This window comes from Cellulomonas composti, assembly GCF_007990245.1.
Taxonomy (GTDB): Bacteria; Actinomycetota; Actinomycetes; order Actinomycetales; family Cellulomonadaceae; genus Cellulomonas; species Cellulomonas composti.
In genome coordinates this window covers 44190-65106 of sequence record NZ_BJWG01000016.1, presented here as the reverse complement: position 1 = coordinate 65106, position 20917 = coordinate 44190, and the positions used below count along the sequence as shown (strand labels likewise).

The 20917-nt window shown below is 70.7% G+C and carries 26 protein-coding genes and 1 pseudogene; 2 read left to right on the top strand and 25 right to left on the bottom strand.

Features of this window, described 5'->3' with window-relative positions:
- Positions 1-1110 (bottom strand): collagen-binding domain-containing protein (locus CCO02nite_RS14710; protein WP_186812721.1); only part of this gene is annotated, 1110 nt, incomplete at its 3' end.
- A 268-nt stretch (positions 1111-1378) separates the two neighbouring features.
- Between CCO02nite_RS14710 and CCO02nite_RS16395 the strand changes: the two are divergent.
- Positions 1379-2083 (top strand): annotated as a pseudogene (locus tag CCO02nite_RS16395) (sigma-70 family RNA polymerase sigma factor); the annotation flags it as partial.
- Positions 2084-2550: 467 nt separating this feature from the next.
- Here the strand turns inward: CCO02nite_RS16395 and CCO02nite_RS16415 are convergent.
- Entirely contained in the window at positions 2551-2853 is a 303-nt protein-coding gene (locus CCO02nite_RS16415) for a hypothetical protein (protein WP_443092616.1), read from the bottom strand.
- On the opposite strand from CCO02nite_RS16415, the gene CCO02nite_RS16380 reads away from it, so the two are divergent.
- Entirely contained in the window at positions 2771-3931 is a 1161-nt protein-coding gene (locus CCO02nite_RS16380; protein WP_371862522.1) for an Ig-like domain-containing protein, read from the top strand. The genes CCO02nite_RS16415 and CCO02nite_RS16380 overlap by 83 nt on opposite strands.
- Before the next feature lie 21 nt (positions 3932-3952).
- Here the strand turns inward: CCO02nite_RS16380 and CCO02nite_RS14700 are convergent, their stop codons facing one another.
- The 23 genes from CCO02nite_RS14700 to rplP all read right to left on the bottom strand — a co-directional run bounded on the left by CCO02nite_RS14700 (position 3953) and on the right by rplP (position 20917).
- Positions 3953-6235, bottom strand: coding sequence for a collagen-binding domain-containing protein (locus CCO02nite_RS14700; RefSeq protein ID WP_146843924.1), 2283 nt, complete (start codon positions 6233-6235; stop codon positions 3953-3955).
- 33 nt (positions 6236-6268) lie between these two features.
- On the bottom strand, positions 6269-7117 hold the full coding sequence (gene map / locus CCO02nite_RS14695) for a type I methionyl aminopeptidase (RefSeq protein WP_146843923.1): 849 nt from the start codon (positions 7115-7117) through the stop codon (positions 6269-6271).
- Positions 7118-7119: 2 nt separating this feature from the next.
- Complete coding sequence (locus tag CCO02nite_RS14690) at positions 7120-7698, bottom strand: adenylate kinase (protein WP_146843922.1); 579 nt, start codon at positions 7696-7698, stop codon at positions 7120-7122.
- On the bottom strand, positions 7695-8993 hold the full coding sequence (secY, locus tag CCO02nite_RS14685) for a preprotein translocase subunit SecY (RefSeq protein ID WP_146843921.1): 1299 nt from the start codon (positions 8991-8993) through the stop codon (positions 7695-7697). Before secY ends, CCO02nite_RS14690 begins: the two co-directional genes overlap by 4 nt.
- Before the next feature lie 114 nt (positions 8994-9107).
- On the bottom strand, positions 9108-9917 hold the full coding sequence (locus CCO02nite_RS14680; RefSeq protein ID WP_146843920.1) for a hypothetical protein: 810 nt from the start codon (positions 9915-9917) through the stop codon (positions 9108-9110).
- Positions 9914-10786, bottom strand: a complete 873-nt coding sequence (locus CCO02nite_RS14675; RefSeq protein WP_146843919.1) for a hypothetical protein — start codon at positions 10784-10786, stop codon at positions 9914-9916. The genes CCO02nite_RS14680 and CCO02nite_RS14675 overlap by 4 nt, the downstream gene beginning before the upstream one ends.
- A complete protein-coding gene (locus CCO02nite_RS14670) occupies positions 10783-11421 on the bottom strand; it encodes a hypothetical protein (RefSeq protein ID WP_146843918.1) in 639 nt (212 codons plus the stop codon). The genes CCO02nite_RS14675 and CCO02nite_RS14670 overlap by 4 nt, the downstream gene beginning before the upstream one ends.
- Entirely contained in the window at positions 11418-12017 is a 600-nt protein-coding gene (locus tag CCO02nite_RS14665; RefSeq protein WP_146843917.1) for a signal peptidase I, read from the bottom strand. The genes CCO02nite_RS14670 and CCO02nite_RS14665 overlap by 4 nt, the downstream gene beginning before the upstream one ends.
- Before the next feature lie 87 nt (positions 12018-12104).
- A complete protein-coding gene (locus CCO02nite_RS14660; RefSeq protein WP_146843916.1) occupies positions 12105-12791 on the bottom strand; it encodes an alternate-type signal peptide domain-containing protein in 687 nt (228 codons plus the stop codon).
- A gap of 88 nt (positions 12792-12879) precedes the next feature.
- A complete protein-coding gene (locus CCO02nite_RS14655; protein WP_146843915.1) occupies positions 12880-15060 on the bottom strand; it encodes a CshA/CshB family fibrillar adhesin-related protein in 2181 nt (726 codons plus the stop codon).
- Positions 15061-15287: 227 nt separating this feature from the next.
- Positions 15288-16037 carry a 50S ribosomal protein L15 gene (gene rplO, locus CCO02nite_RS14650; protein ID WP_146843930.1) on the bottom strand — a complete coding sequence of 250 codons (750 nt, stop codon included), beginning with the start codon at positions 16035-16037 and terminating at the stop codon, positions 15288-15290.
- Between the two features lie 2 nt (positions 16038-16039).
- Positions 16040-16222, bottom strand: a complete 183-nt coding sequence (gene rpmD, locus CCO02nite_RS14645; protein WP_094180742.1) for a 50S ribosomal protein L30 — start codon at positions 16220-16222, stop codon at positions 16040-16042.
- On the bottom strand, positions 16222-16869 hold the full coding sequence (rpsE, locus tag CCO02nite_RS14640) for a 30S ribosomal protein S5 (RefSeq protein WP_146843914.1): 648 nt from the start codon (positions 16867-16869) through the stop codon (positions 16222-16224). The genes rpmD and rpsE overlap by 1 nt, the downstream gene beginning before the upstream one ends.
- Positions 16870-16900: 31 nt before the next feature.
- On the bottom strand, positions 16901-17272 hold the full coding sequence (gene rplR / locus CCO02nite_RS14635) for a 50S ribosomal protein L18 (protein WP_146843913.1): 372 nt from the start codon (positions 17270-17272) through the stop codon (positions 16901-16903).
- A gap of 3 nt (positions 17273-17275) precedes the next feature.
- Entirely contained in the window at positions 17276-17812 is a 537-nt protein-coding gene (rplF, locus tag CCO02nite_RS14630) for a 50S ribosomal protein L6 (RefSeq protein WP_146843912.1), read from the bottom strand.
- A gap of 27 nt (positions 17813-17839) precedes the next feature.
- Positions 17840-18238, bottom strand: a complete 399-nt coding sequence (gene rpsH / locus CCO02nite_RS14625) for a 30S ribosomal protein S8 (protein ID WP_146843911.1) — start codon at positions 18236-18238, stop codon at positions 17840-17842.
- A gap of 86 nt (positions 18239-18324) precedes the next feature.
- Positions 18325-18510 carry a type Z 30S ribosomal protein S14 gene (locus tag CCO02nite_RS14620; protein WP_146843910.1) on the bottom strand — a complete coding sequence of 62 codons (186 nt, stop codon included), beginning with the start codon at positions 18508-18510 and terminating at the stop codon, positions 18325-18327.
- 3 nt (positions 18511-18513) lie between these two features.
- Positions 18514-19098 carry a 50S ribosomal protein L5 gene (rplE, locus tag CCO02nite_RS14615; protein ID WP_146843909.1) on the bottom strand — a complete coding sequence of 195 codons (585 nt, stop codon included), beginning with the start codon at positions 19096-19098 and terminating at the stop codon, positions 18514-18516.
- Complete coding sequence (gene rplX / locus CCO02nite_RS14610) at positions 19098-19439, bottom strand: 50S ribosomal protein L24 (RefSeq protein ID WP_146843908.1); 342 nt, start codon at positions 19437-19439, stop codon at positions 19098-19100. Before rplX ends, rplE begins: the two co-directional genes overlap by 1 nt.
- 2 nt (positions 19440-19441) lie before the next feature.
- Positions 19442-19810: a 50S ribosomal protein L14 gene (gene rplN / locus CCO02nite_RS14605; protein WP_146843907.1), complete on the bottom strand. Its 369-nt coding sequence runs from the start codon at positions 19808-19810 to the stop codon at positions 19442-19444.
- A 159-nt stretch (positions 19811-19969) separates the two neighbouring features.
- On the bottom strand, positions 19970-20254 hold the full coding sequence (gene rpsQ, locus CCO02nite_RS14600; protein WP_146843906.1) for a 30S ribosomal protein S17: 285 nt from the start codon (positions 20252-20254) through the stop codon (positions 19970-19972).
- A 7-nt stretch (positions 20255-20261) separates the two neighbouring features.
- Complete coding sequence (rpmC, locus tag CCO02nite_RS14595) at positions 20262-20501, bottom strand: 50S ribosomal protein L29 (RefSeq protein WP_146843905.1); 240 nt, start codon at positions 20499-20501, stop codon at positions 20262-20264.
- The gene (rplP, locus tag CCO02nite_RS14590; protein ID WP_146843904.1) at positions 20501-20917 is read right to left on the bottom strand and encodes a 50S ribosomal protein L16; all 417 of its coding nucleotides are present in this window, start codon (positions 20915-20917) and stop codon (positions 20501-20503) included. The genes rpmC and rplP overlap by 1 nt, the downstream gene beginning before the upstream one ends.

The following is a 20917-nucleotide window of genomic DNA, read 5'->3' as shown; positions in this document are numbered from 1 at the left end:
GGAGAACCCACCGCCGTCCTCGTCACCCCCGCCGGCGATCGTGATGTCGGCCGCGAAACCGTAGTGGTGCACCTCGCCCGAGTGCTTGAACTCGATGGACGCCGCCACGACCTGTCCCTCGACGAGCACCTTGTCGACCGACGTGTCCGCTGGGCCCGAGAAGCCGGTGACCACGTGGCTGTTCGGCGCGAGGATCGATCCCGGCACGATGCCGTTCCCGGAGAGGTACACCGAGGAGCCTGCCGGCTGGACGATGTTCCACACGACGTAGCGGGCGAAGAGGTTGTTGTCGGAGCCGCCCGAGTACTGGTTGATCGCCTCCATCGGGAAGTTGAGGTTGCCGCCGTCCGGCACCGTCACGTTGATGACGAGAGGGGACGTCGGCGAGGGCACCACTCCCGGGAACTTCAGCTTCCAGTCTCCGGACGGGAAAGCGGATGCGGCGACGTCCAGCACGTTCGTCGCGTTCGCGGTCATCCCGATCTCGAGGCCGTTCATCGGGTTCCCGAAGTCGCCGCCGAAGGTCGCGGTCGCGGCGCCCACGATGTCGCCGGACGCCAGACCGGCACTCCAGTCGAGCATCGTGTCGCGCGCGGCGGACGGGACAAGGGCGTCGAACGCGCCTGCCTGGGTGGTCCAGCCGACGGTCTGGGGCGCCACGGACTGCTCGATCACCGCACCGCTGCACGAGCTGTCGCCGTCGGCCTGCACGCACACGCCCGAACCGCGCGGCGCGACGCCGAGCCCCGTGGTGTTGCCGATCACCGTGCGACCGAGCTGCGTCGCGGCGTCGGAGAAGCCGCCCGAGGAGACGCGGATCAGCTGCGACGAGTGTGCGCGATCGAACGTCCCACCCACCACCAGGCGGACCGGTGTCGAGTCGTAGACCGGCAGCGCGTAAGCGCCGTTGCCTGCTGCCTTGTGAATCAAGTTGTAGGGCCCCTGGCCCGAGGTCGACCTGATGTCGCCGCCCACGGCGATCGAGCCCTCGATCTCGTGGTTGGCGACGTCGGCGTCGCCGTAGGACACGACGGTGAACCCGGCGGCACCCGCGAACGGGTTCCCTGACAACGCGTCCGCGGCAGTCGCCGAGGACGTGCCGGCGACCACGCCCGCCCCTACGACGGAGAGTGCCGCGACTCCCGCCACCAAGCGCCGCCATCGGGCGGCCAAGGGAGGTCGGGAATGAGCGGAGTGCGACGTGCGGGACGAGTTCACTGGTGCTCCTGGAACGTGGGCTGCTCTCGAACTCCCTGGTAGAGGCCTGCCCAGTTCGTTGATGACGGCAAAGCCGAGCATTCCGATGTGAGGTGCGTCACCCGTCCCGCGCGGGAGCTGTTTTCACCCGCTCACGCTGCGTCATCGGCGCCGGCCGCACATGTCCTGCAAGGAGAATCGAGGAAGAGAGGTGGGCGGCACGATGGAGCAGGGCACGGCGGTCGAACCGTCAGACCTCGCGCTGGTCGACGCCGTGCGGGCGGGCGACACCGATGCGTTCGGCGTCCTGTGGCAGCGGCACTACCACGCGGCGCGCGCGGCAGCCGTGCGGATCACGCACAAGCACGACCCCGACGACCTGGTCCAGGAGTCGTTCGTCCGCACACTCTCGGCGATCCGCTCCGGCAAGGGCCCCACCGATGCCTTCAGGCCGTACCTCTATGCGACGCTGCGCTCGGTGTCGATCGCGTGGTCCGGCACCGAGCGCCCGCTCGAGCTGAACGACGAGGTCGCCCAGTCGATCGACCCCGTCGCGGACTTCTCCGACACGAGCCTGGACCGGTCGATCACCGCAAGCGCCTTCCGGTCGTTGCCCGACGACTGGCGCGCGATCCTCTGGTACACCGAGGTCGAAGGGATCGGCACCGCCGAGGCAGCGCGGTTCCTCGGCCTGACCCCTGCGGCCGCCGCGGCCCTCGCGTACCGCGCCCGTGAGGGGCTCCGCCGGGCCTGGCTGCAGGCGCACGTCAGCCGCGGCGGCGGCTCGCCCGAGTGCGACTGGGTGGTCGAGCGCCTCGGTGCCTACCAGCGCGGCGGTCTCACTGCGCGCCAGCGCGACCGCGTCGACGCTCACGTCACCACCTGCCTGCGCTGCGCGATCCTGCTCGAGGAGGTCGACGAGGTCGCCGGCGCCCTGCGCGTGATCCTCCTGCCGGCCCTGCTCGGCGCCGGGATCCTGGTGCTGCCCACCGCCGGGGCCTCGGCGATCCCGGCACCCGTCATCCCGACGATGCTGCCCGGCGGAGCCCCCGCGCCCGCCGCACGCACGACGGCGAGCTCGGGCGGGTCCTCCGGCGGGTCCGCGGGCGGCGGACCGGGTGTCGTCGTCGCGGCCGTGCTCGCCTCGGTCGTGGTGGTCGTCGGCGCGCTCGCCGTCGCCGCGAGCGGCTGGTTCTCGGGTGGCGAGACCGTCGAGCCTCCGGCCGCGGTCGCCACCTCGGCCCCCGGGCCGGTCGCCTCAGACGAGTCCGACGACGCCGATCTCGAGACCGACGCGCCACCGCCGACAGCCGCCGACGAGACGGACCTCGAACCCGCCGCCCCCGGGCCAGGTCAGCCCACGAGACCAGCACCGTCGTCCGGCCCGAGCGGGCCGACGAGCGAGCCGACCGCCGAACCCACCAGCGAACCGACCGGTGGGCCCACCGCCGAGCCCACCAGCGAACCGACCGGCGAGCCCACCAGCGAACCCACCAACGAACCCACCAACGAACCCACCAGCGAACCCACCAGCGAGCCGACGAGCGAGCCGACCCCCGAGGCCCCCGCGCCGGTGGTGAGTGACGGACCTGTCGTCGGGGGGACGTTCGCGATCGTCCCGCAGCTCGCCGGCACCGGGGAGCCAGGCGGGACCATCGTCGTCTCCTGCACCGACGGAACCACTGCGGGCTCCACGGTGGTCGGTGCCGACGGCACGTGGTCGATCACGCCGACGCGGACGTGCGCCGGCGAGCCGGCGACCGACCCCGTCGAGCTCACCATCGTCCAGCGTCTCGCCGACCACGCCGACTCGTCCCCCGTCACGGTCGGCCCGTTCCACTACGTGCTGCCGACAGTGGCCGACCCGGTTGCCGGCTCGGTCGTCGTCGACGGCGGCGAGCTCGCGGTGACCGTCGCCGGCGATCAGCCCTACCCGGTCCGAGTCCGCGTCGACGGTGCGACCGTCGGGCAGGTCGCACCGGGTTCGGTCCGCGCCGAGGTGCGGCCCGGGTCGCGCACGACGAGCGTGTCCGGTTCGGTGCGCGTCCCGGGCCTGTCCCTCGGCACCCACACGATCACCGTCGCCTACGTCGACGCCGCCGGCGGACGACAAGGACCGGAGCGCATCAGCGACGTGGCGCTGCGCGCACCCGACGCGCCGGTGCTCGTCACGGCCGACCCCGGCGGTACGAACCGCTACCTGCCGCAGCTCTCCGGGACGGGCGAACCCGGTGCCGTCGTCTCCTTGAGCGACGACGAGGGCTCCCCCGCCGGCACCGCGACCGTCGCCCCGGACGGCACGTGGTCACTGACGGCCGGCGACGGCGGGCGCACGCACGACGTGTCCTACACCGCGACGCAGCGGCTCGGTACGGGAGCGACCTCGCTCTCGTCGGACCGCACGCCCGCCTACGACTTCCTTGTCCCCCGGCTCCTGTCGCCGGACGGGACCACGACCGTCACGCCCGGCGCGGTCTCGGTGCAGTTCACCGGCGACGCGGGTCAGTGGGTACGCGCCTACTTCGGTGCGGTCCCGCTCGACCCGTCGAACCCTGAGCACCGGCGCAGCGCGCACGAGCTCGAGGCGAACCCCCTGACCCGTTCGCTCGGCACGCTCGGAGCCGGCGCGTACGAGTTCGGCCTGCGCTACGTCGAGACGACCCAGACGACGCCCTCCGGTGCCGACACCCGCTACGGCGTGCTGGTCAAGGTCCGATTCACGGTCGGTCCCTGACGGCGGACCGGGCCGGTTCGGTCAGACCCGGCGCGAGTGGCCCCGCCGCCGCGCCGCGACGAGCACAGCCCCCAGCAGCAGCGCGCCCGCACCGAACGCCGCGAGTGCGCCGGTCCCGTCCGCACCGGTCACGGGCAAGGTGCCGCCGTCGTCACTGTCCCCGTCGTCCCCGTCCCCGTCGTCACCGCCGCCGGAGTCGGTCGCCGTGTTCGTCACGACGACGGACGTCACCTGTCCGGCGGCGACGACGAACGTGCCGTCCGCCGGCGTGATCGCGGCGTCGTAACCGTCGACGGGGTCCTCGCTCACGGTGCACGTGGTGCCGGCCGGGAAGCCGCTGATCGTGACGGTCTCGTCGGGCGCGAGGCCCCACTCGCCCGAGCTGCCCTCGGCGCCCGCCGCGTCACAGGTCCAGCCGCCCGTGAACGCCGCGCCGGGCGCCACGACCCCGGCGACGACCTTGGTGATCGTGAAGCCACCCGGCAGGGGCGGCGCGGGCGGGTCCGCCTCGAGCACGTTGGTGACCTCGACCGAGCTCACGGCGCTGCCCTGCCCGACGACGAACGCGGTCCCGCCGTGATCGGCTGGCACCTCCTGCGCGTCCTCGACCGTCCAGGTCGGCTCCTGCCACGACGCTCCGGGCGGGTCGCCGGGCGCGATCTCGACGAGCTCGACGGTCGCGTGCGGGCCGACGTCGACGGGGCCGACGACCGTTCCGTCCGACGGCACCACGAGGTCGTCACGGCGTTCGCCATCGACCCAGAGCTCGAACGCGAACTCGTCGGGCACGGACCCGACGCCGTCCTCGTCGGTCACGGTCTTCGCGATGCTGAACCGGCCCTGACCCACGAGCGTGTTGGACGCGTGCACCTCGATGTCCGCACCCGTCCCGACGACGAAGGCGATGTCACCGCCCTGCGTCGGCGGGATCTCCTCGGCGCCCGAGACGCTCCACTGCGGCTCGGCCCAGTCGCCGCCGTCGACGGACGGCAGGATCTCCCGGAGCTCGATCGTCATGCCGGCCGGAACCGTCACCGGACCGAGCAGCGTGCCGTCGGCGGCCAGGTAGAGGTCAGGCGCCTGGCGGACCCCGTCGAGCCAGTAGGCCACCGCGAACTCCGTCGGGAGCTCGTCGAACTCGCCCTCGACGTCGAGCACGGCCTTGCGGCCCGCGACCTGCGAGAGCGGGATCGGCGGCTCGACCGGCGAGCAGCCCAGGAACGGGTAGTGGTGGATCTCGCCGGTCCCGTTCGGCTTGACGAGCGTGCGCGCGATGACCTGACCCTCGACGCTGCTGGGGTTGTTCAGCGTCAGGTCGGCCGCGGGCACGAGCAGCGTGCCCGTGAGCCGGTCCGTCCCGTTCAGCACGAGCGGACCGTCGTCGGCGTAGGCCCACACGACCCACGGCGAGAAGAGGTTGTCGTTGCCGGCGTCGTTCGCGCCGTTCAGGCGCGGGATCGTGAACGTGGTCCCGTTGCCGCCGCGCAGCCGCACGACGAGCAACGTGTCCTCGCTCGGCCTGGCTCCCGAGAACGAGACCGCCGTGACGCCGGCGAACGCCTCCGGCGTGACCGACAGCAGGTTCACCTCGCCCGGCACGAGCTCGAGCCGCTTCTCGGGTGCGGTGCCCTGCAGCGCCACCTCCGAGACGCCGTCGGACTCGCCCGTCAGGTCCTCGAGCGCCTGCGCGCTCTCCTCGAGCTGCGGGAAGCCGCTCGTCAGCGGGCTCACGTCGAGCGGGCCCAGCCGGGCGGCGATCCACGCGTCGAGCTCCGCGTCGGAGGCGGGCGACTCGGGCGGCAGCACCCGCGCCGCCGGCCCGCCGGCGTCGACGAACACCTCGTCGCCCGAGAGCCGCTCGTTCGTCCAGGTCTCGGCGCCCGTGAGCATGTAGCCCCTGGGCGCCGCGGCGTCGTCGGCCGAGCTGCCCACCTGCAGGTTGCCCGAGGACCCCGCGAAGTCGAACGACCCGGCCGACAGGCGCACCGGGAGCGCGTCGGGGCCGACCGTCAGGGTCGGCAGGTCGTAGTCCTGCGGCGTCAGCCCCGTCGAGTGCCGCACGTCGAAGGTCGAGCCCCACGTCAGTGCGCCTCCGACGGCGACCGTCCCCTCCACCTCCGCACCGGCCACCGACGCGTCGTCACGCACGAGGATGGTGAAGCCGCGCGTGGGAGCGACGTAGTCGCAGCGGTCGGCCGCGAGGGCCGGCGTGGCCCCCGGGCCTGCGAGCGACGTCAACGACAGCGCCGCGGTGCTCGCCACCACGGTGGCGACGGCCAGGAGCGCACGGGTCGGACGGATCACCGCGGTACCTCCAGGTGACGCGGATCGTGCGAACTACGCCCAGGCTAGCGGCGCGACCGCGACACCGCGCGCGGCGAGCGCCGCCAGGCCACCGTCCGCTGCCGTGAGCACCCAGATCCCGCCGGCGTGGATCGCGACCGTGTGCTCCCAGTGCGCCGCGCGCGAGCCGTCGGCGGTCACCACCGTCCAGTCGTCCGCGAGCACCTCGGTCTCCCGGTCGCCGCGGGCGATCATCGGCTCGACCGCGAGGCACAGGCCGGGCCGCAGGCGGGGACCCTTGTCACGCACGCGGTAGTTGAGCACGTCCGGCGGCTGGTGCATGGCCGAGCCGATGCCGTGCCCGACGTACTCCTCGACGATGCCGTACCGGACGCCGTGGTTGCGGCCGGCGGCCGCTGCGGCATCGACGACGTCCTCGACGGCCTCGCCGACCGCGCCGAGCCGCTCGCCGCCGGCCAGGGCCGCGATGCCGGCCCACAGGGCCGCCTCGGTCGTCGTGACGAGGTCGACGTCCGCCGGGTCGCCGCCGTCGAGCACGAACGTCACAGCGCTGTCGCCGTGCCAGCCCTCGACGATCGCGCCGCAGTCCACGGAGACGACGTCACCGGGCTCGAGCACGCGGTCACCCGGGATGCCGTGGACGACCTCGTCGTTGACCGAGACGCACACCGTCGCCGGATAGCCGTGGTAGCCCAGGAAGGACGGCGTCGCACCCGCCGCGGCGATCACGGCGGCTGCGGCGGCGTCCACGTCGCGCGTGCGCGCGCCGGGGACCGCCGCGGTGCGGGCGGCTTCGAGCGCGTCGGCGACGACCAGACCAGCACGCCGCATGAGCAGCATCTGCTCGTGGGTCTTGTACTCGATCCGCTCCCGGCCGAACACGATCAGCGTGTGGCGGGGCCGATGGCCGCGAGCAGCCGCTCGGTCACCTCGTCGACCTCGCCGAGGCCGTCGACCTGCGCGAGCAGACCACGGTCGGCGTAGACCTTGGAGATCGGGGCCGTCTGCTCGGCGTAGACGTCGAGGCGGTGCCGGATGACGTCCTCGGTGTCGTCCTCGCGGCCTTCGATCTGCGCGCGCTTTAGCAGCCGCTCGGTGACCACGTGCGGGTCGGCGGTGATCTCGACGGCGAGGTCCAGCGACTTGCCGGCGTCCGCGAGGATCGCCTCGAGCTCGGCGACCTGGGCGACGTTGCGGGGGTAGCCGTCGAGCAGGAATCCGTTCGCGGTGTCGTCGGCCGCGAGCCGGTCCCGGACCATGGCGTTGGTGATCTCGTCGGGCACCAGCGCGCCGCGCGAGGAGAACTCCTGCGCGCGCCGACCGAGCTCGGTGCCGCCCTTGATGTTGGCGCGGAAGATGTCCCCCGTCGAGATCGCCGGGATCGCCAGACGGTCCGCCAGCCGAGCGGCCTGCGTGCCCTTGCCGGCACCGGGGGGCCCGAGCAGGACCAGGCGCGCCGTCACCGCAGGAACCCCTCGTAGTGCCGCTGCTGCAGCTGCGACTCGATCTGCTTGACCGTCTCGAGGCCGACGCCGACGACGATGAGGATCGACGAGCCGCCGAACGGGATGCTCTGGCCCACGCCCATCATCGCGAACGCGACCGTCGGGATCAGCGCGACGACCGCCAGGTACAGCGACCCGGGTGCGGTGATGCGCGAGATCACGAAGCTCAGGTAGTCCGCCGTCGGCCGACCCGCCCGGATGCCCGGGATGAAGCCGCCGTACTTCTTCATGTTGTCCGCGACCTCGTCCGGGTTGAACGTGATCGCCGTGTAGAAGTAGCAGAAGAAGATGATCAGGATCACGTACAGCAGCAGGTGCAGCGGCGCGTCGTACTGGGCGAGGTTCGTGCTCACCCACCGCACCCACTCCGCGCTCTGGTCACCGAACTGCGCGACGAGACCGGGGATCGCGAGCAGCGAGGACGCGAAGATGATCGGGATGACGCCGGCCATGTTGATCTTGATCGGGATGTAGGTGCTCGACCCGCCGTACATGCGCCGGCCGACCATGCGCTTGGCGTACTGCACGGGGATGCGGCGCTGGCTCTGCTCGACGAAGACCACGAGGCCGATCACGAGCACGATGATCAGTAGCACGACCGTGAACTTGGTGGCGCCGTTGTTGCCACCCGCGATCGACCACATCGCGGTCGGGAAGCTTGCGGCGATCGAGGTGAAGATCAGCAGCGACATGCCGTTGCCGACGCCGCGCTCCGTGATGAGCTCACCGAGCCACATGATGAGGCCGGTGCCGGCGGTCATCGTGAGCACCATGATGAGCAGCGTCGACCACGAGTCGTCGGGGATCACGTCGACCGTGCAACCGGTGAAGAGGCGACCCGAGCGCGCGATCGTGATGACCGTCGTCGACTGCAGGATCGCCAGACCGATCGTCAGGTACCGCGTGTACTGCGTGAGCTTCGCGGTGCCGGACTGGCCCTCCTTGTGGAGCTCCTCGAACTTGGGGATCACCACGCGCAGCAGCTGGACGATGATGCTCGCCGTGATGTACGGCATGATCCCGAGCGCGAACACCGACAGCTGCAGGAGCGCGCCGCCGCTGAACAGGTTCACCAGGCCGAGCAGGTCGTTGCCGGCATCGATCTCGTCGATGCACTGCTGGACGTTGGGGTAGGACACCCCGGGCGTCGGCAGGAAGGAGCCGATGCGGAACACGACCATGATGCTGATCGTGAAGAGCAGCTTCCGCCGCAGGTCGGGCGTCCTGAACGCCCGCACGAATGCGCCTAGCACCTGTCCTCCTGGGTCGCCGCGCGTGCGGCAATTCGACAGCCGGACCCGGCTGACCGCAGGCAAGACTACCTGCTGACCGGCCAGGGTCCGATTTCGTCCGGTTGGCGGCCTTGCCTACCGGTGGGCCCGCCGACGCCGTCGAGCGGCGAGCAGCAGCAGTATGCCTCCTGCGAGCGTCCCCGCGGCGAGCCCGCCCGCCTGCAGGACCTCCGCACCGGTGTGCGCCAGATCGCCGCCGTCACCGTCGTCGCCATCCGTGCCGCCGTCGGTCGGGCTGGGCACCGGAGGCCCGGGATCCGTCGGCGACGGGGTCGGCGTGGGGTCGGTGGGCGTCGGCGTGGGGTCGGTGGGCGTCGGCGTGGGCGTGGGTGGCGTCAGCTCGCCCTCGCTCAGCCGCAGCTGCACGTCGAACGACGCCTGCAGCTCTCCGTCCTGCGACCGGTTGCCGGACGTGGCCTCGATGTCGAACGCATAGCCCACGACGAGCGCCGTGCTCTCCCCCGGATCAAGCTCGACCTGTGCGATGCGGGTCCGGTCGACGCCGGACAGCGTGCGCAGGGACGCGTCCGCCTCGCCCGAGGCCGTGTCCCAGGTGACGTGCACGTCGTCGAAGAACGTCGTCGAGGAGCCGGCCGGCTGCTCGAGGTCGACGTCGACGACCCAGCCGGTCAGCACCGCCGTCGTCGGTCCGTCGTTGCGGGCGACGAGCGTGCGGTGCACACGGTCGCCCGGCACCGTCACCGGCACGCCGACGAAGCTCGTCGTCAGCGTCGTGTACTCCGTACCGTCCCACGCCAGCACGACCGTGCGGCCGTCCCAGTGCGTGTGCAGCTCGTCGTCGGCCAGCGCGGGACCCGCGGCCGGCAGCACGACGAGCGCGCCGGCCACCGCGGCGGACGCGAGCACGCGACCTGCCCGGATCACGGCGTCGTCCCGGGCCGGAACGTGGTGAACGTGAACGTGACGGTGTGGGTCGGCTCGAGCGCCGGGTCGAACGTGATCGCGGAGGTCGCGGTCCACGTGCTGCTCGCCGAGAGCGACCCCGAGGTGCCAGGCCCGGTCGCCGTGACCGATGCCGTGTCGGTGTGCGACCACTTCGTCGGGACGTACTTCGCCACGAGGCACCAGTACTCGGTCGACGGCGTCGTGCTCGCGGTGTATGCGCTCGACCACGGTGTCGAGGAGGACGCCGCGGTGCTCGTCGTGCTCGTCGTGCAGGCGGCCGCGCTGGTGACCTTGTAGAGCGTCACCGTCGACGACCCGAAGACGCCGCCGGAGATCGAGGGCGCCACCGTGTAGGCCAGGCCGCGGTGGCCCTGCTGCAGCGACGTGACCTGCATCGGGATGGCGACCGAACCGCCGGCCGAGCTGTTGGAGTTGTACAACGCCGTGGCCTGCGCGGGGCCGAACGAGTACGTCACCGATCCGCGGTTGCGGTTCGCGTCCAGCACCGCGTTCGTCGTCGCGTAGGTCGGCGAGCCCACGGTGCCGGCACCGAAGATCGTGACGCCCACGGGCATGCGTACCGTGCCGGTGACCGCGTCCCGCCACAGCGCGAACGTCCCGCCTGCGCCGACACCGAGGACGACGGCGACGGCGAGCACCGCAGCCACGAGCACGTGCGGGCCGCGGACGCGTCGCGCACGGCCCGGCGCCGGCTCGTCGTCGGCCGCAACCGCTTCGGCGCGCGGCGCCGTCACCGCGCCTGCGCGCGCGCGCCGTCCCACGGCGGCGGCGATCACACCGACGGCGAGGACGGCGACGAGAGCGCGCAGGAGACGGGGCAGGATCACGGCGTGAACCCCGTCCCGTCACGGACCTGGTCCAGCGAGATGCGCACGGTGCCGAGCGACGTGATCGGCGCGGACGAGATCGTCGTCGGCGTGACCATGACGTCGGCGCCGGAGTAGGTGAGCGTGACGGTCAGCGTCCAGGGCGTGCTCCCCCACGACGCCACCTGGGCGGTCGTGAGGTTCGCCGAGCCGCCGGGCAGCGTGATCGCGGTGCCGACCGCGGTCGCGGCCGAGGCGACGCCGTCCGGACGGGTCACGATGTAGGTCGCGGCGACCTGGCCCGTGGGCAGCAACGCGGGCGCGCTGTCCCAGCCGACCGTCAGCCGCGCGGCGAGGTTGTCGCCGTCGAGCGTCGTGCGGAACTGCTGCGCCACGGTGAAGCGGTCACCGGACGTCGCGAGGTGGTTCGCGGTGATCCCGTCCGTCTGCATCCCGAACACGTGCGCCGGGCTCACGTCCGGGCTCGTCTCGGTCCACGTCGGGGTACCGACGAGCTCGAGGTCGAGATCACCCGTGCGCACGACACCCGCGACCGCTGTCGCGCCGTCACCCCAGAACGCGTACGTCAGCCCCGCGGCAGCGCCCGCGAGCACGGTCGCGGCGGCGCCGATCACCAGGACCTTGCGCCACCTCATCCGGTGACCCCGTCCGTCGGGGCGCCCGCGGGCACCGGTGTCTCCGAGGCCGGCTGCGCCGGGTCATCGGCCTTGTCGCGACCACGACGCTCGGGCCGCAGGATCATCACGGCGGCGTAGACCAGCAGAGCGCCGGCGACCAGCGCGACCGCGAGACCCTTGCGCTCGCCCAGCCACAGCTGGACATGGCCCACCCACGGCACGGAGTACACGACCTTCGCCTTGACCTGTCCGGCGACGATCGGCTCGTCGGCGGCGCCGTTGGCGTCGCCCTGCGTGACGAACTGCACGCCCTCGGACGTGTACGTCTTGGCGATCACCCGGTGCGTGACGAGGGTCGGGTCGTCACTGACGGGCTGGAACGTGATGACGTCACCGAGCTGCACCTGCTGGTCGGGGTCGGTCACCATCTTCACGGCGACCACGTCGCCGGGCGAGATCGTCGGCTCCATGGACCCCGTCAGGACCGTGAGCGTGGTGCCGCCCATCGCCTTCGGGACGACGACGAGCACCGCGACCGCGGCGACCACAACCAGGAGCAGCACCCAGGTGAGCACCGAGACGACGCCCGAGAGTGCGGAATCGCGCTTGGCCATGGCCGTCTACCTCCGTGAAGGGAATCGAGGCGCACGTATCGCGCCCGGTCGTCGGGTGGGAGCCCACGCTCCCACCCGACGTAGGGATCAGAACCCGTTGCCGCTGCTCGCGGTCCGGTCCTGGGTCAGCGTGACCGCGACGTTGCTCAGCACGGTCGTGGCCTGGGCGTCGACGCGGTTCGTGGTGGTCGAATCGAACGTCGCCGTGATGACGACCGTGAAGTTCGCGACGGGGGTCGCCGCGATGCTCGTCTCGTTGACGACCGTCGCGCCAGTCACCGACGGGTTGCCGTTGTCCTGGTTCGTGCGCCCCGCCATCAGGCGGAGCGACGTGGGCGTGCCGACCGCGACCGGACCGGATGTGACCTCGTCGGTGCCGTAGAACACCTGGTACGTGAGGCTCATCGAGCTGGGAATCGGCGACGCGGCAGGCACCGTGACGGCCAGGTTGGCGACGAGGTTGTCACCTTCCAGCGCGACGGCGAGTCCCTGGTTGCCCTGGATCACGTCGCCCGGCACCATCCGCCACGTCGCGATGCTCGCGATCGTGTGCGCCGAGGTACCAGTGACCGGGTTGGTGGTGTTCCTGTCGGTCCGGTCGGCCGAGACGTCGTACCAGCTCACCGTGCCGGCCGCGGCGACGTCGAGGTTGCCGTTCGTGATCGTGCCACCCGTCAGGGTCGCCGAGTCGGTCCAGAGGGCGAAGGTCGCCCCGCCGGACAGGAGCGCGAGGCCGGCGAGGCCGGCGATGACGCCCTTCGTCCTGTTCTTCATGTTGGTGCCTCTCAGTGTTTCTTGCGGTGGTTGCCCGGACGGGCTGCAGCACGTCCGGGCTGGGCGTCCTGCTGACTTCGGGTTCGGCTCAGGGGCTGCCGATGGTCCCGGTGGCTGTGCACACCCGGTTCGCACCGGCTGCGATCGTGGGGATGGTGACGGTGGTCCCGGGCGTCACCGCGGGGGCGCCCGAGCACGTGATGGTCGGCTTGCCGGTCGTGACGGTCGTCCCGCTGGCCGAGGTCTTGGTGTCGGTCGCGTCGTCGGTGAGCACGACGTTCGTGAGCGGGCCCGAGCCCGTGTTCGTGATCGTGTAGTTCCACGTCACCTGCGTGCCCGGCGGGAGCGCGGTGCCGGTGGGGATCAAGGTGCCCGCCTGGCTCCCGCTCGCGTAGTAGGCCTGCTTGGTGAGCGTCAGCCCGGCGCGGTACAACGCGTGCACCGCACAGGCCTGTGCGAGCTCGTCGGCACTGCCGACGGTGCACGTGCCCGCCGCGGTCAGGTCGGTGTAGGCCGACGACGAGACGCGCACGACGTTGGTCATCACGGGCAGCGCCGGCAGCGACGCGTTGACCGTCATGGTCACGGTGATCGTGACCGTGCTGCCCGCTGTCAGCGCCCCGGTCCAGCGCCGCATGCCCGTCTGCGGGGCGGTGGCGGTCCAGGATCCAGGCGTCGTCGACGTCGTGTACGCGGCCACCGCGGTGGCGCCCGCGTAGTTGTCGTACACGTAGGCGGGGTAGGTCGTCGTGAAGTCACCGTTTCCCGCGTTCTTCACCGTCAGCGTGTAGACGACGGTCGAACCGGATGCGGGGATCTGCGTCGACGGCGTCGTCTTCGTCACCGTCAGGCGCGGCACCCGCAGCGTGACCGGCCAGTCCTCGACCTCACCGGCCGCGACGACCTTCGTCGGGCCGAGCTGGGCGGAGGTGATCGCGGCCTGCAACCGCAGGAACGTCGTGTCGCCGCCGCTCGCGACGCCGTCGGGGACGTCGCCCGGGATGGTGAACACGAGCGTGGCGGCGCTCGCCGCACACGTGACCGTGCCCGAGGCCTCGTCGGAGTCGAACATGCCGTTGCGGTCCCAGTCGATCCACCCGCGCACGAAGGTCCCCGTGACACAGGCGACCGCCGTGTGGGAGTAGCTCGTGAAGGCGCCACGCTGAACGGTGATCGTCGGCGACGTCGTCGCATCCTCGTCCGCGGTCAGGGCGGTCGCAGGTGGAACCGCCCACCCCGTGTCGCCCGCGGCGTTCGCGGAGGACGGCGGGGTCGCGTTCGGGAAGGCGTTGGCGCCGAGCCGGACCTTGTCGGGTGCCGTCATGGTGCCGATCCGGGCGCTCACCACGGCGCCGCCCGTCACGATGGACTGGTTGGTCGTGCTGAGCGTGCCGCCGTTCCAGGTGGGCTGCACGACACCACCGGCGACGCCGTAGCTCGCCGGTGCGTCGCCGTAGTCCACACCGAGCACGTACCCGACCGACACCGCCGCGAGGCCCGAGCCGTACACCGTGAAGTTCGCCCCCGTGCTGCCGTCGGCCACCAGCACCGCGGTCGCCGAGTAGCCGGGCGACGAGCACTCGCCGGACGAGGTGAGCTGGAGCTGGTTGCTCGCGGCCACGACCCGGCCCTGGTACGTCGAGCTGCACGTGCCCGCGTAGGCGTCGATCACCCGCCAGGTCGCGCCGGTCGTCGTGGGCGTCGCGTAGACGTACTCGCTCCCGTTGGTGGCCTCGGCGTCGGCGATGACGATGCCCGCGAGGCTGATCGCGTCGGTGCTCGCCGCCGTGGTGAACGTGGTGTCGGTATAGGTGACGAGGTTCGCCGTGCCGCACACGACCCGGAAGGAGACGACGTCGCCGTTGTCGGTGATCCCGATGCCCGACACGAGGTTGTTCGTCGCGTCGCTCGTTCGGTAGAGGCGGGTGAAGCCGTCAGGAGCCCAGGTCCCCGGCCGGTAGACGTTCAGTGTCCCGCCGGAGATGTTGCTCAGTGTGCAGGTGACCTCGACACGGGTCGTCGCACCGACCTGCTGCCACGTCGTCACCGACTTCCCGGTCAGGCTCGAGCCCGCGGTGCCCCAGTTCGTCCAGACGATCCGGTCCTTGTACCGGCCGTCGCCTGCGTTCGCCACGACCGCTGAACCGGAGCCCGTGCTGGTGCCGAAGTCACCGATCGCCGACTCGGCGGGCGCGGACGGCAGCGCGACGACACTGGCGGCAACGAGGCCGAACACCGCCATCGTCGTCCACAGCCATCGCATGCGCATGCGCCGACACTTCCCTCCGGGCGGTCATCGGGCGGACCGGGTCCTACAGGTCGGATCGGGTGAAGGACGCCGGGACTTGACCTCCGAACGGGTGAACTGGACGCGTGTCTGGGTGTTCCCACCCACACAGTGAATGCGCAGGTCAGCGCACAAAAAGGACGGTCCGGGCCAACCGGCCCGGACCGTCCTTCTGGAATCTCGCCCCTTGACGGGACGCGCGTTCTACGTCAGTCCTGCGTGACGCTGCCACCCGCGGCGACGATCTTCTCCTTCGCGGACGCGGAGTACGCGTCCACGTCGACGGAGACCTTGACCGTCAGCTCGCCGGTGCCGAGCACCTTGACGGGCTGGCCCTTGCGGACCGCGCCCTTGGCGACCAGGTCGGCGACCGTCACGTCGCCACCGTTCGGGTACAGCGCCGAGAGCTTGTCCAGGTTGACGACCTGGTACTCGACACGGAACGGGTTCTTGAAGCCACGGAGCTTGGGCAGACGCATGTGCAGCGGCATCTGACCACCCTCGAAACGCTGCGGCACCTGGTAGCGGGCCTTGGTGCCCTTGGTGCCACGGCCCGCGGTCTTGCCCTTGGACGCCTCACCGCGACCGACACGGGTCTTCGCGGTCTTGGCACCGGGGGCCGGACGCAGGTGGTGCACCTTGAGGGTGCCGCCGTTGCCAGGCTTCGCCGCCTCTTCAGCCGCCTTCTTGGCAGCCTCGGACTTCTCAGCCTTGGGCGCCGCAGCCTTCGGGGCAGCCTTGGCCGCCGCCTTGGCCGGAGCCTTCTTGGCGGCGGGCTTGGCAGCCTCGGTCGCCGACTCGGCAGCGTCCGCCTTCGCGGCAGCGGCCTTCGTCGACTTCGTGGTGGTCGCCTTCTCGGCCTTCTCCGCGGCGGGCGCGGCGGCCTTCTTGGCAGGAGCCTTCTTGGCCGCGGCCTTGGGGGCCTCGACCTTCTCGTCGGCCTTCTTGTCGTCGGCCATGGTCACTCGACCTCCTCGACCACGACGAGATGCTGCACGGTCTTCACCATGCCGCGGATCTCGGGGCGGTCCTCCTTGACGACGACGTCACCGATGCGCTTGAGACCAAGCGTGCGGAGCGTGTCGCGCTGGTTCTGCTTGCCACCGATGCCGGAACGCTTCTGCGTCACCTTGAGTCGGGCCATCACGCACCCACCTTCTCGGCGGCCTTCGCCCGACCCTCGGCCTGGGCGCGCAGCAGCGCGGCCGGGACGACGTGCTCGAGCGGCAGGCCACGGCGCGCGGCCACGGCCTCCGGCTGCTCGAGCCCGCGCAGGGCGGCGACCGTCGCGTGAACGATGTTGATCGCGTTCGACGAACCGAGCGACTTGCTCAGCACGTCGTGGATCCCCGCGCACTCGAGGACGGCGCGCACCGGACCACCGGCGATCACACCGGTACCCGGCGACGCGGGACGCAGGAAGACGACGCCGGCGGCAGCCTCACCCTGGATGGGGTGCGGGATGGTGCCCTGGATGCGGGGGACGCGGAAGAAGTTCTTCTTCGCCTCCTCGACACCCTTGGCGATCGCCGCGGGCACCTCCTTGGCCTTGCCGTAGCCGACGCCCACGGTGCCGTCACCGTCGCCCACCACGACGAGCGCGGTGAAGCTGAACCGGCGGCCGCCCTTGACGACCTTGGCGACGCGGTTGATGGTCACGACGCGCTCGACGAACGCGCTCTTCTCGGGGGCGTCGCCGCGGCGACCGCCACCACCGTCACGACGACCGCCGTCGCGGCGCTCGCCGCCGGTGCCCTGGGCACCGGTGTTGCTGCGTGCAGGAGCAGCCATCAGTGAGTCCTCTTCTTCCGGATCGTCGTGGTCACAGGGCCAGACCGCCCTCACGGGCGCCGTCGGCGACCGCGGCCACGCGGCCGTGGTACTTGTTGCCGCCACGGTCGAAGACGACCGCGTCGATGCCCTTGGCCTTGGCGCGCTCGGCGACGAGCTCGCCGACCTTCTTGGCCTTGGCCGTCTTGTCGCCGTCGCCCGAACGCAGGTCGACCTCGAGCGTCGAGGCCGAGACCACGGTCTGACCGATCGTGTCGTCCACGACCTGAGCGGTGATGTGCCGCGCGGAGCGGGTCACGACCAGGCGCGGACGAACCGCGGAGCCGACGACCTTCTTGCGCAGACGAAGGTGACGACGCTTGCGCGAGATCGCCTTGCCCTTGCCCTTGATGATGATCGCCATGGCTTACTTCCCAGCCTTTCCGACCTTGCGACGCACGTTCTCGCCCGCGTACCGCACGCCCTTGCCCTTGTACGGCTCAGGCTTGCGGATCTTGCGGATGTTCGCGGCGACCTCGCCGACCTGCTGCTTGTCGATGCCCTGCACCGAGAAGCGGGTCGGGGCCTCGACCACGAACGTGATGCCCTCGGGCGGCGTCACGAGGACCGGGTGGCTGAAGCCGAGGGCGAACTCGAGGTCCGTGCCCTTGGCCGTCACGCGGTAACCGGTGCCGACGATCTCGAGCTTCTTGATGTAGCCCTCCGTCACGCCTGTGACCAGGTTGGCCAGCAGCGTGCGGGTCAGGCCGTGCAGCGAACGCGAGACGCGCTCGTCGTTCGGACGGGTCACGACGAGCGTGCCGTCCTGCTGCGCGACCTCGATGGGAGAGGCGACCGTGTGCGTGAGGGTGCCCTTGGGGCCCTTCACGGTGACGACGGCGCCATCGATGTTGACGTCCACCCCGGCCGGGACCGGGACGGGAATCTTGCCGATACGAGACATGGCTTGAGCTCCTTTCCTGGTCTCAGATCACCAGACGTAGGCGAGGACTTCCCCACCCACGCCCTTCTTGGCCGCCTGCTTGTCGGTCAGCAGACCGGAGGACGTGGACAGGATCGCCACGCCGAGGCCGCCGAGGACCTTGGGCAGGTTGGTCGACTTCGCGTACACACGCAGGCCCGGCTTGGACACGCGCTTGATGCCGGCGAGCGCACGCTCACGGTTCGGGCCGTACTTCAGCTCGACGATGAGGTTCTTGCCGACGACGGCGTCCTCGACCTTCCAGCCGACGATGTAGCCCTCCGCCTGCAGGATCTCGGCGATGTGGGACTTGAGCTTCGAGAACGGGATCGACACCGTGTCGTGGTGCGCCGAGTTCGCGTTCCGCAGACGCGTCAGGAAGTCTGCGATCGGGTCAGTCATGGTCATGGGGGGCCTTGGCCCTTTCTCGTCGGGGTATCCCGGGCGGGTACGAGACCCGCCCGGGACCTACCGACGATCGGTTCCTACAGGGATTACCAGCTGCTCTTGGTGACGCCGGGGAGCTCGCCGCGGTGGGCCATCTCCCGGACGCAGATCCGGCACAGGCCGAACTTGCGGTACACCGAGTGCGGCCGGCCGCAGCGCTGGCAGCGCGTGTAGCCACGCACCGCGAACTTCGGCTTGGCGTTCGCCTTGTTGACGAGAGCGGTCTTGGCCATGTGTCAGTCCTCCTTGAACGGGAAGCCGAGGAGCTTGAGGAAGGCGCGACCCTCGTCGTCGGTGTCTGCCGTGGTGACGACCGTGATGTCCATACCGCGGACGCGGTCGATCTTGTCCTGGTCGATCTCGTGGAACACGGACTGCTCCACGAGGCCGAAGGTGTAGTTGCCGTGACCGTCGAACTGCTTGGGCGACAGCCCGCGGAAGTCGCGGATGCGGGGCAGCGCGGTCGACAGCAGCCGGTCCAGGAATTCCCACGCCCGGTCGCCGCGCAGCGTCACGTGGGCGCCGATCGGCATGCCCTCGCGCAGCTTGAACTGCGCGATGGACTTGCGGGCCTTGGTCACCTGGGGCTTCTGGCCGGTGATCTGGGTGAGGTCGCGGATCGCGCCCTCGATGAGCTTCGAGTCCTTGGCGGCCTCGCCCACACCCATGTTCACGACGACCTTCACCAGGCGCGCGACCTGGTTGATGTTCTCGTGCTCGAACTGCTTGAACAGCTCGGGCTTGATCTCGTCGTTGTACTTGGTCTTGAGGCGCGGCAGCGCCGGGGCCGCCACAGCCTCGACGTCAGTGTTCACGGTCATCAGACGTCCTTCCCGGAACGCTTGGCCACGCGGACGCGCACGTTACGCAGGCGGCCGTCACGCTCGACCTGCTCCGTGCGGTACCCGACGCGGGTGCCCTTCTTGGTCTCCGGGTCCACCAGCATGACGTTGCTGATGTGGATCGGCGCCTCGACGGTCTCGATGCCACCGGTACGGGTGCCGCGCGACGTCTGGCCGGCCTTGACGTGCTTCGTCACGCGCTGCACGCCCTCGACGACCACACGCTGCGACTCGGTGAGAACCTCGAGCACGCGGCCCTGGCGGCCCTTGTCACGACCCGAGATGACGACGACGAGGTCGCCCTTCTTGATCTTCGCCATGATCAGATCACCTCCGGAGCCAGCGAGATGATCTTCATGAACTTCTTGTCGCGCAGCTCGCGCCCCACGGGGCCGAAGATGCGCGTGCCACGGGGCTCGCCGTCGTTCTTGAGGATCACGGCCGCGTTCTCGTCGAACTTGATGTACGAGCCGTCGGGCCGGCGGCGCTCCTTGACGGTGCGCACGATGACGGCCTTGACGACGTCGCCCTTCTTGACGTTGCCACCGGGGATGGCGTCCTTGACGGTGGCGACGATGACGTCGCCGATCCCGGCGTAACGGCGACCGGAGCCACCGAGAACGCGGATGCAGAGAATCTCCTTGGCACCCGTGTTGTCGGCGACGCGGAGCCGCGTCTCCTGCTGGATCATCTACCTACTCCTGTCGTCTGGCGGGTTCTCGGTACTCGTCGATCTGCTCGTCGAGCCCGAGCCTGGCCGAACGGATAGTTGCCGTGATGCACACGTCGCGGTGGGGGCCTGTCCGGGGACCTGCCCCCACCGCCCGTGGGCAACTGGGGGTCCTGCTGCTTACTTGGCCTTCTCGAGGATCTCCACCAGACGCCAGCGCTTGGTCGCGCTGAGCGGGCGGGTCTCCATGATCAGAACCAGATCGCCGATACCGGCGGAGTTCTGCTCGTCGTGCGCCTTCACCTTGGAGGTGCGACGCATGACCTTGCCGTAGAGCGGGTGCTTGACCCGGTCCTCGACCTCGACCACGACGGTCTTGTCCATCTTGTCGCTCACGACGTAGCCCCGGCGCGTCTTGCGGTACGCGCGGTGCTCGGCCGTGGCGGTGGTGTGCTTCTCAGTCATGTCAGCCTCACTCGCTCGCGCTCGGAGCGGTCCGGATGCCGAGCTCACGCTCGCGCAGGATCGTGTAGATCCGGGCGATGTCGCGGCGAACGGCCTGCAGACGCCCGTGGCTCTCGAGCTGCCCCGTCGCCGACTGGAAGCGGAGGTTGAACAGCTCCTCCTTGGCCTTCTTCAGCTCGGCGACAAGCTTCTCGTCGTCGAAGGCGTCCAGCTCGGTGGGAGCCAGGTCCTTGGTTCCGATTGCCATCAGTTACCACCCTCGCGAACCACGAAACGGGTCTTCATCGGGAGCTTGTGCTGCGCGCGGCGCATGGCCTCACGCGCGAGCGGCTCCGGGACACCGGCGAGCTCGAACATCACTCGACCCGGCTTGACGTTGGCGATCCACCACTCCGGCGAACCCTTGCCGGAACCCATGCGGGTCTCGGCAGGCTTCTTCGTGAGCGGACGGTCCGGGTAGATGTTGATCCAGACCTTGCCGCCACGCTTGATGTGGCGGGTCATCGCGATACGAGCAGCCTCGATCTGACGGTTCGTGACGTAGGCGGGCTCGAGAGCCTGGATGCCGTACTCACCGAACGAGATCGTCGTGCCACCGGTCGCGGCGCCGGAGCGCCCCGGGTGGTGCTGCTTGCGGTGCTTGAGTCGGCGGGGGATCAGCAC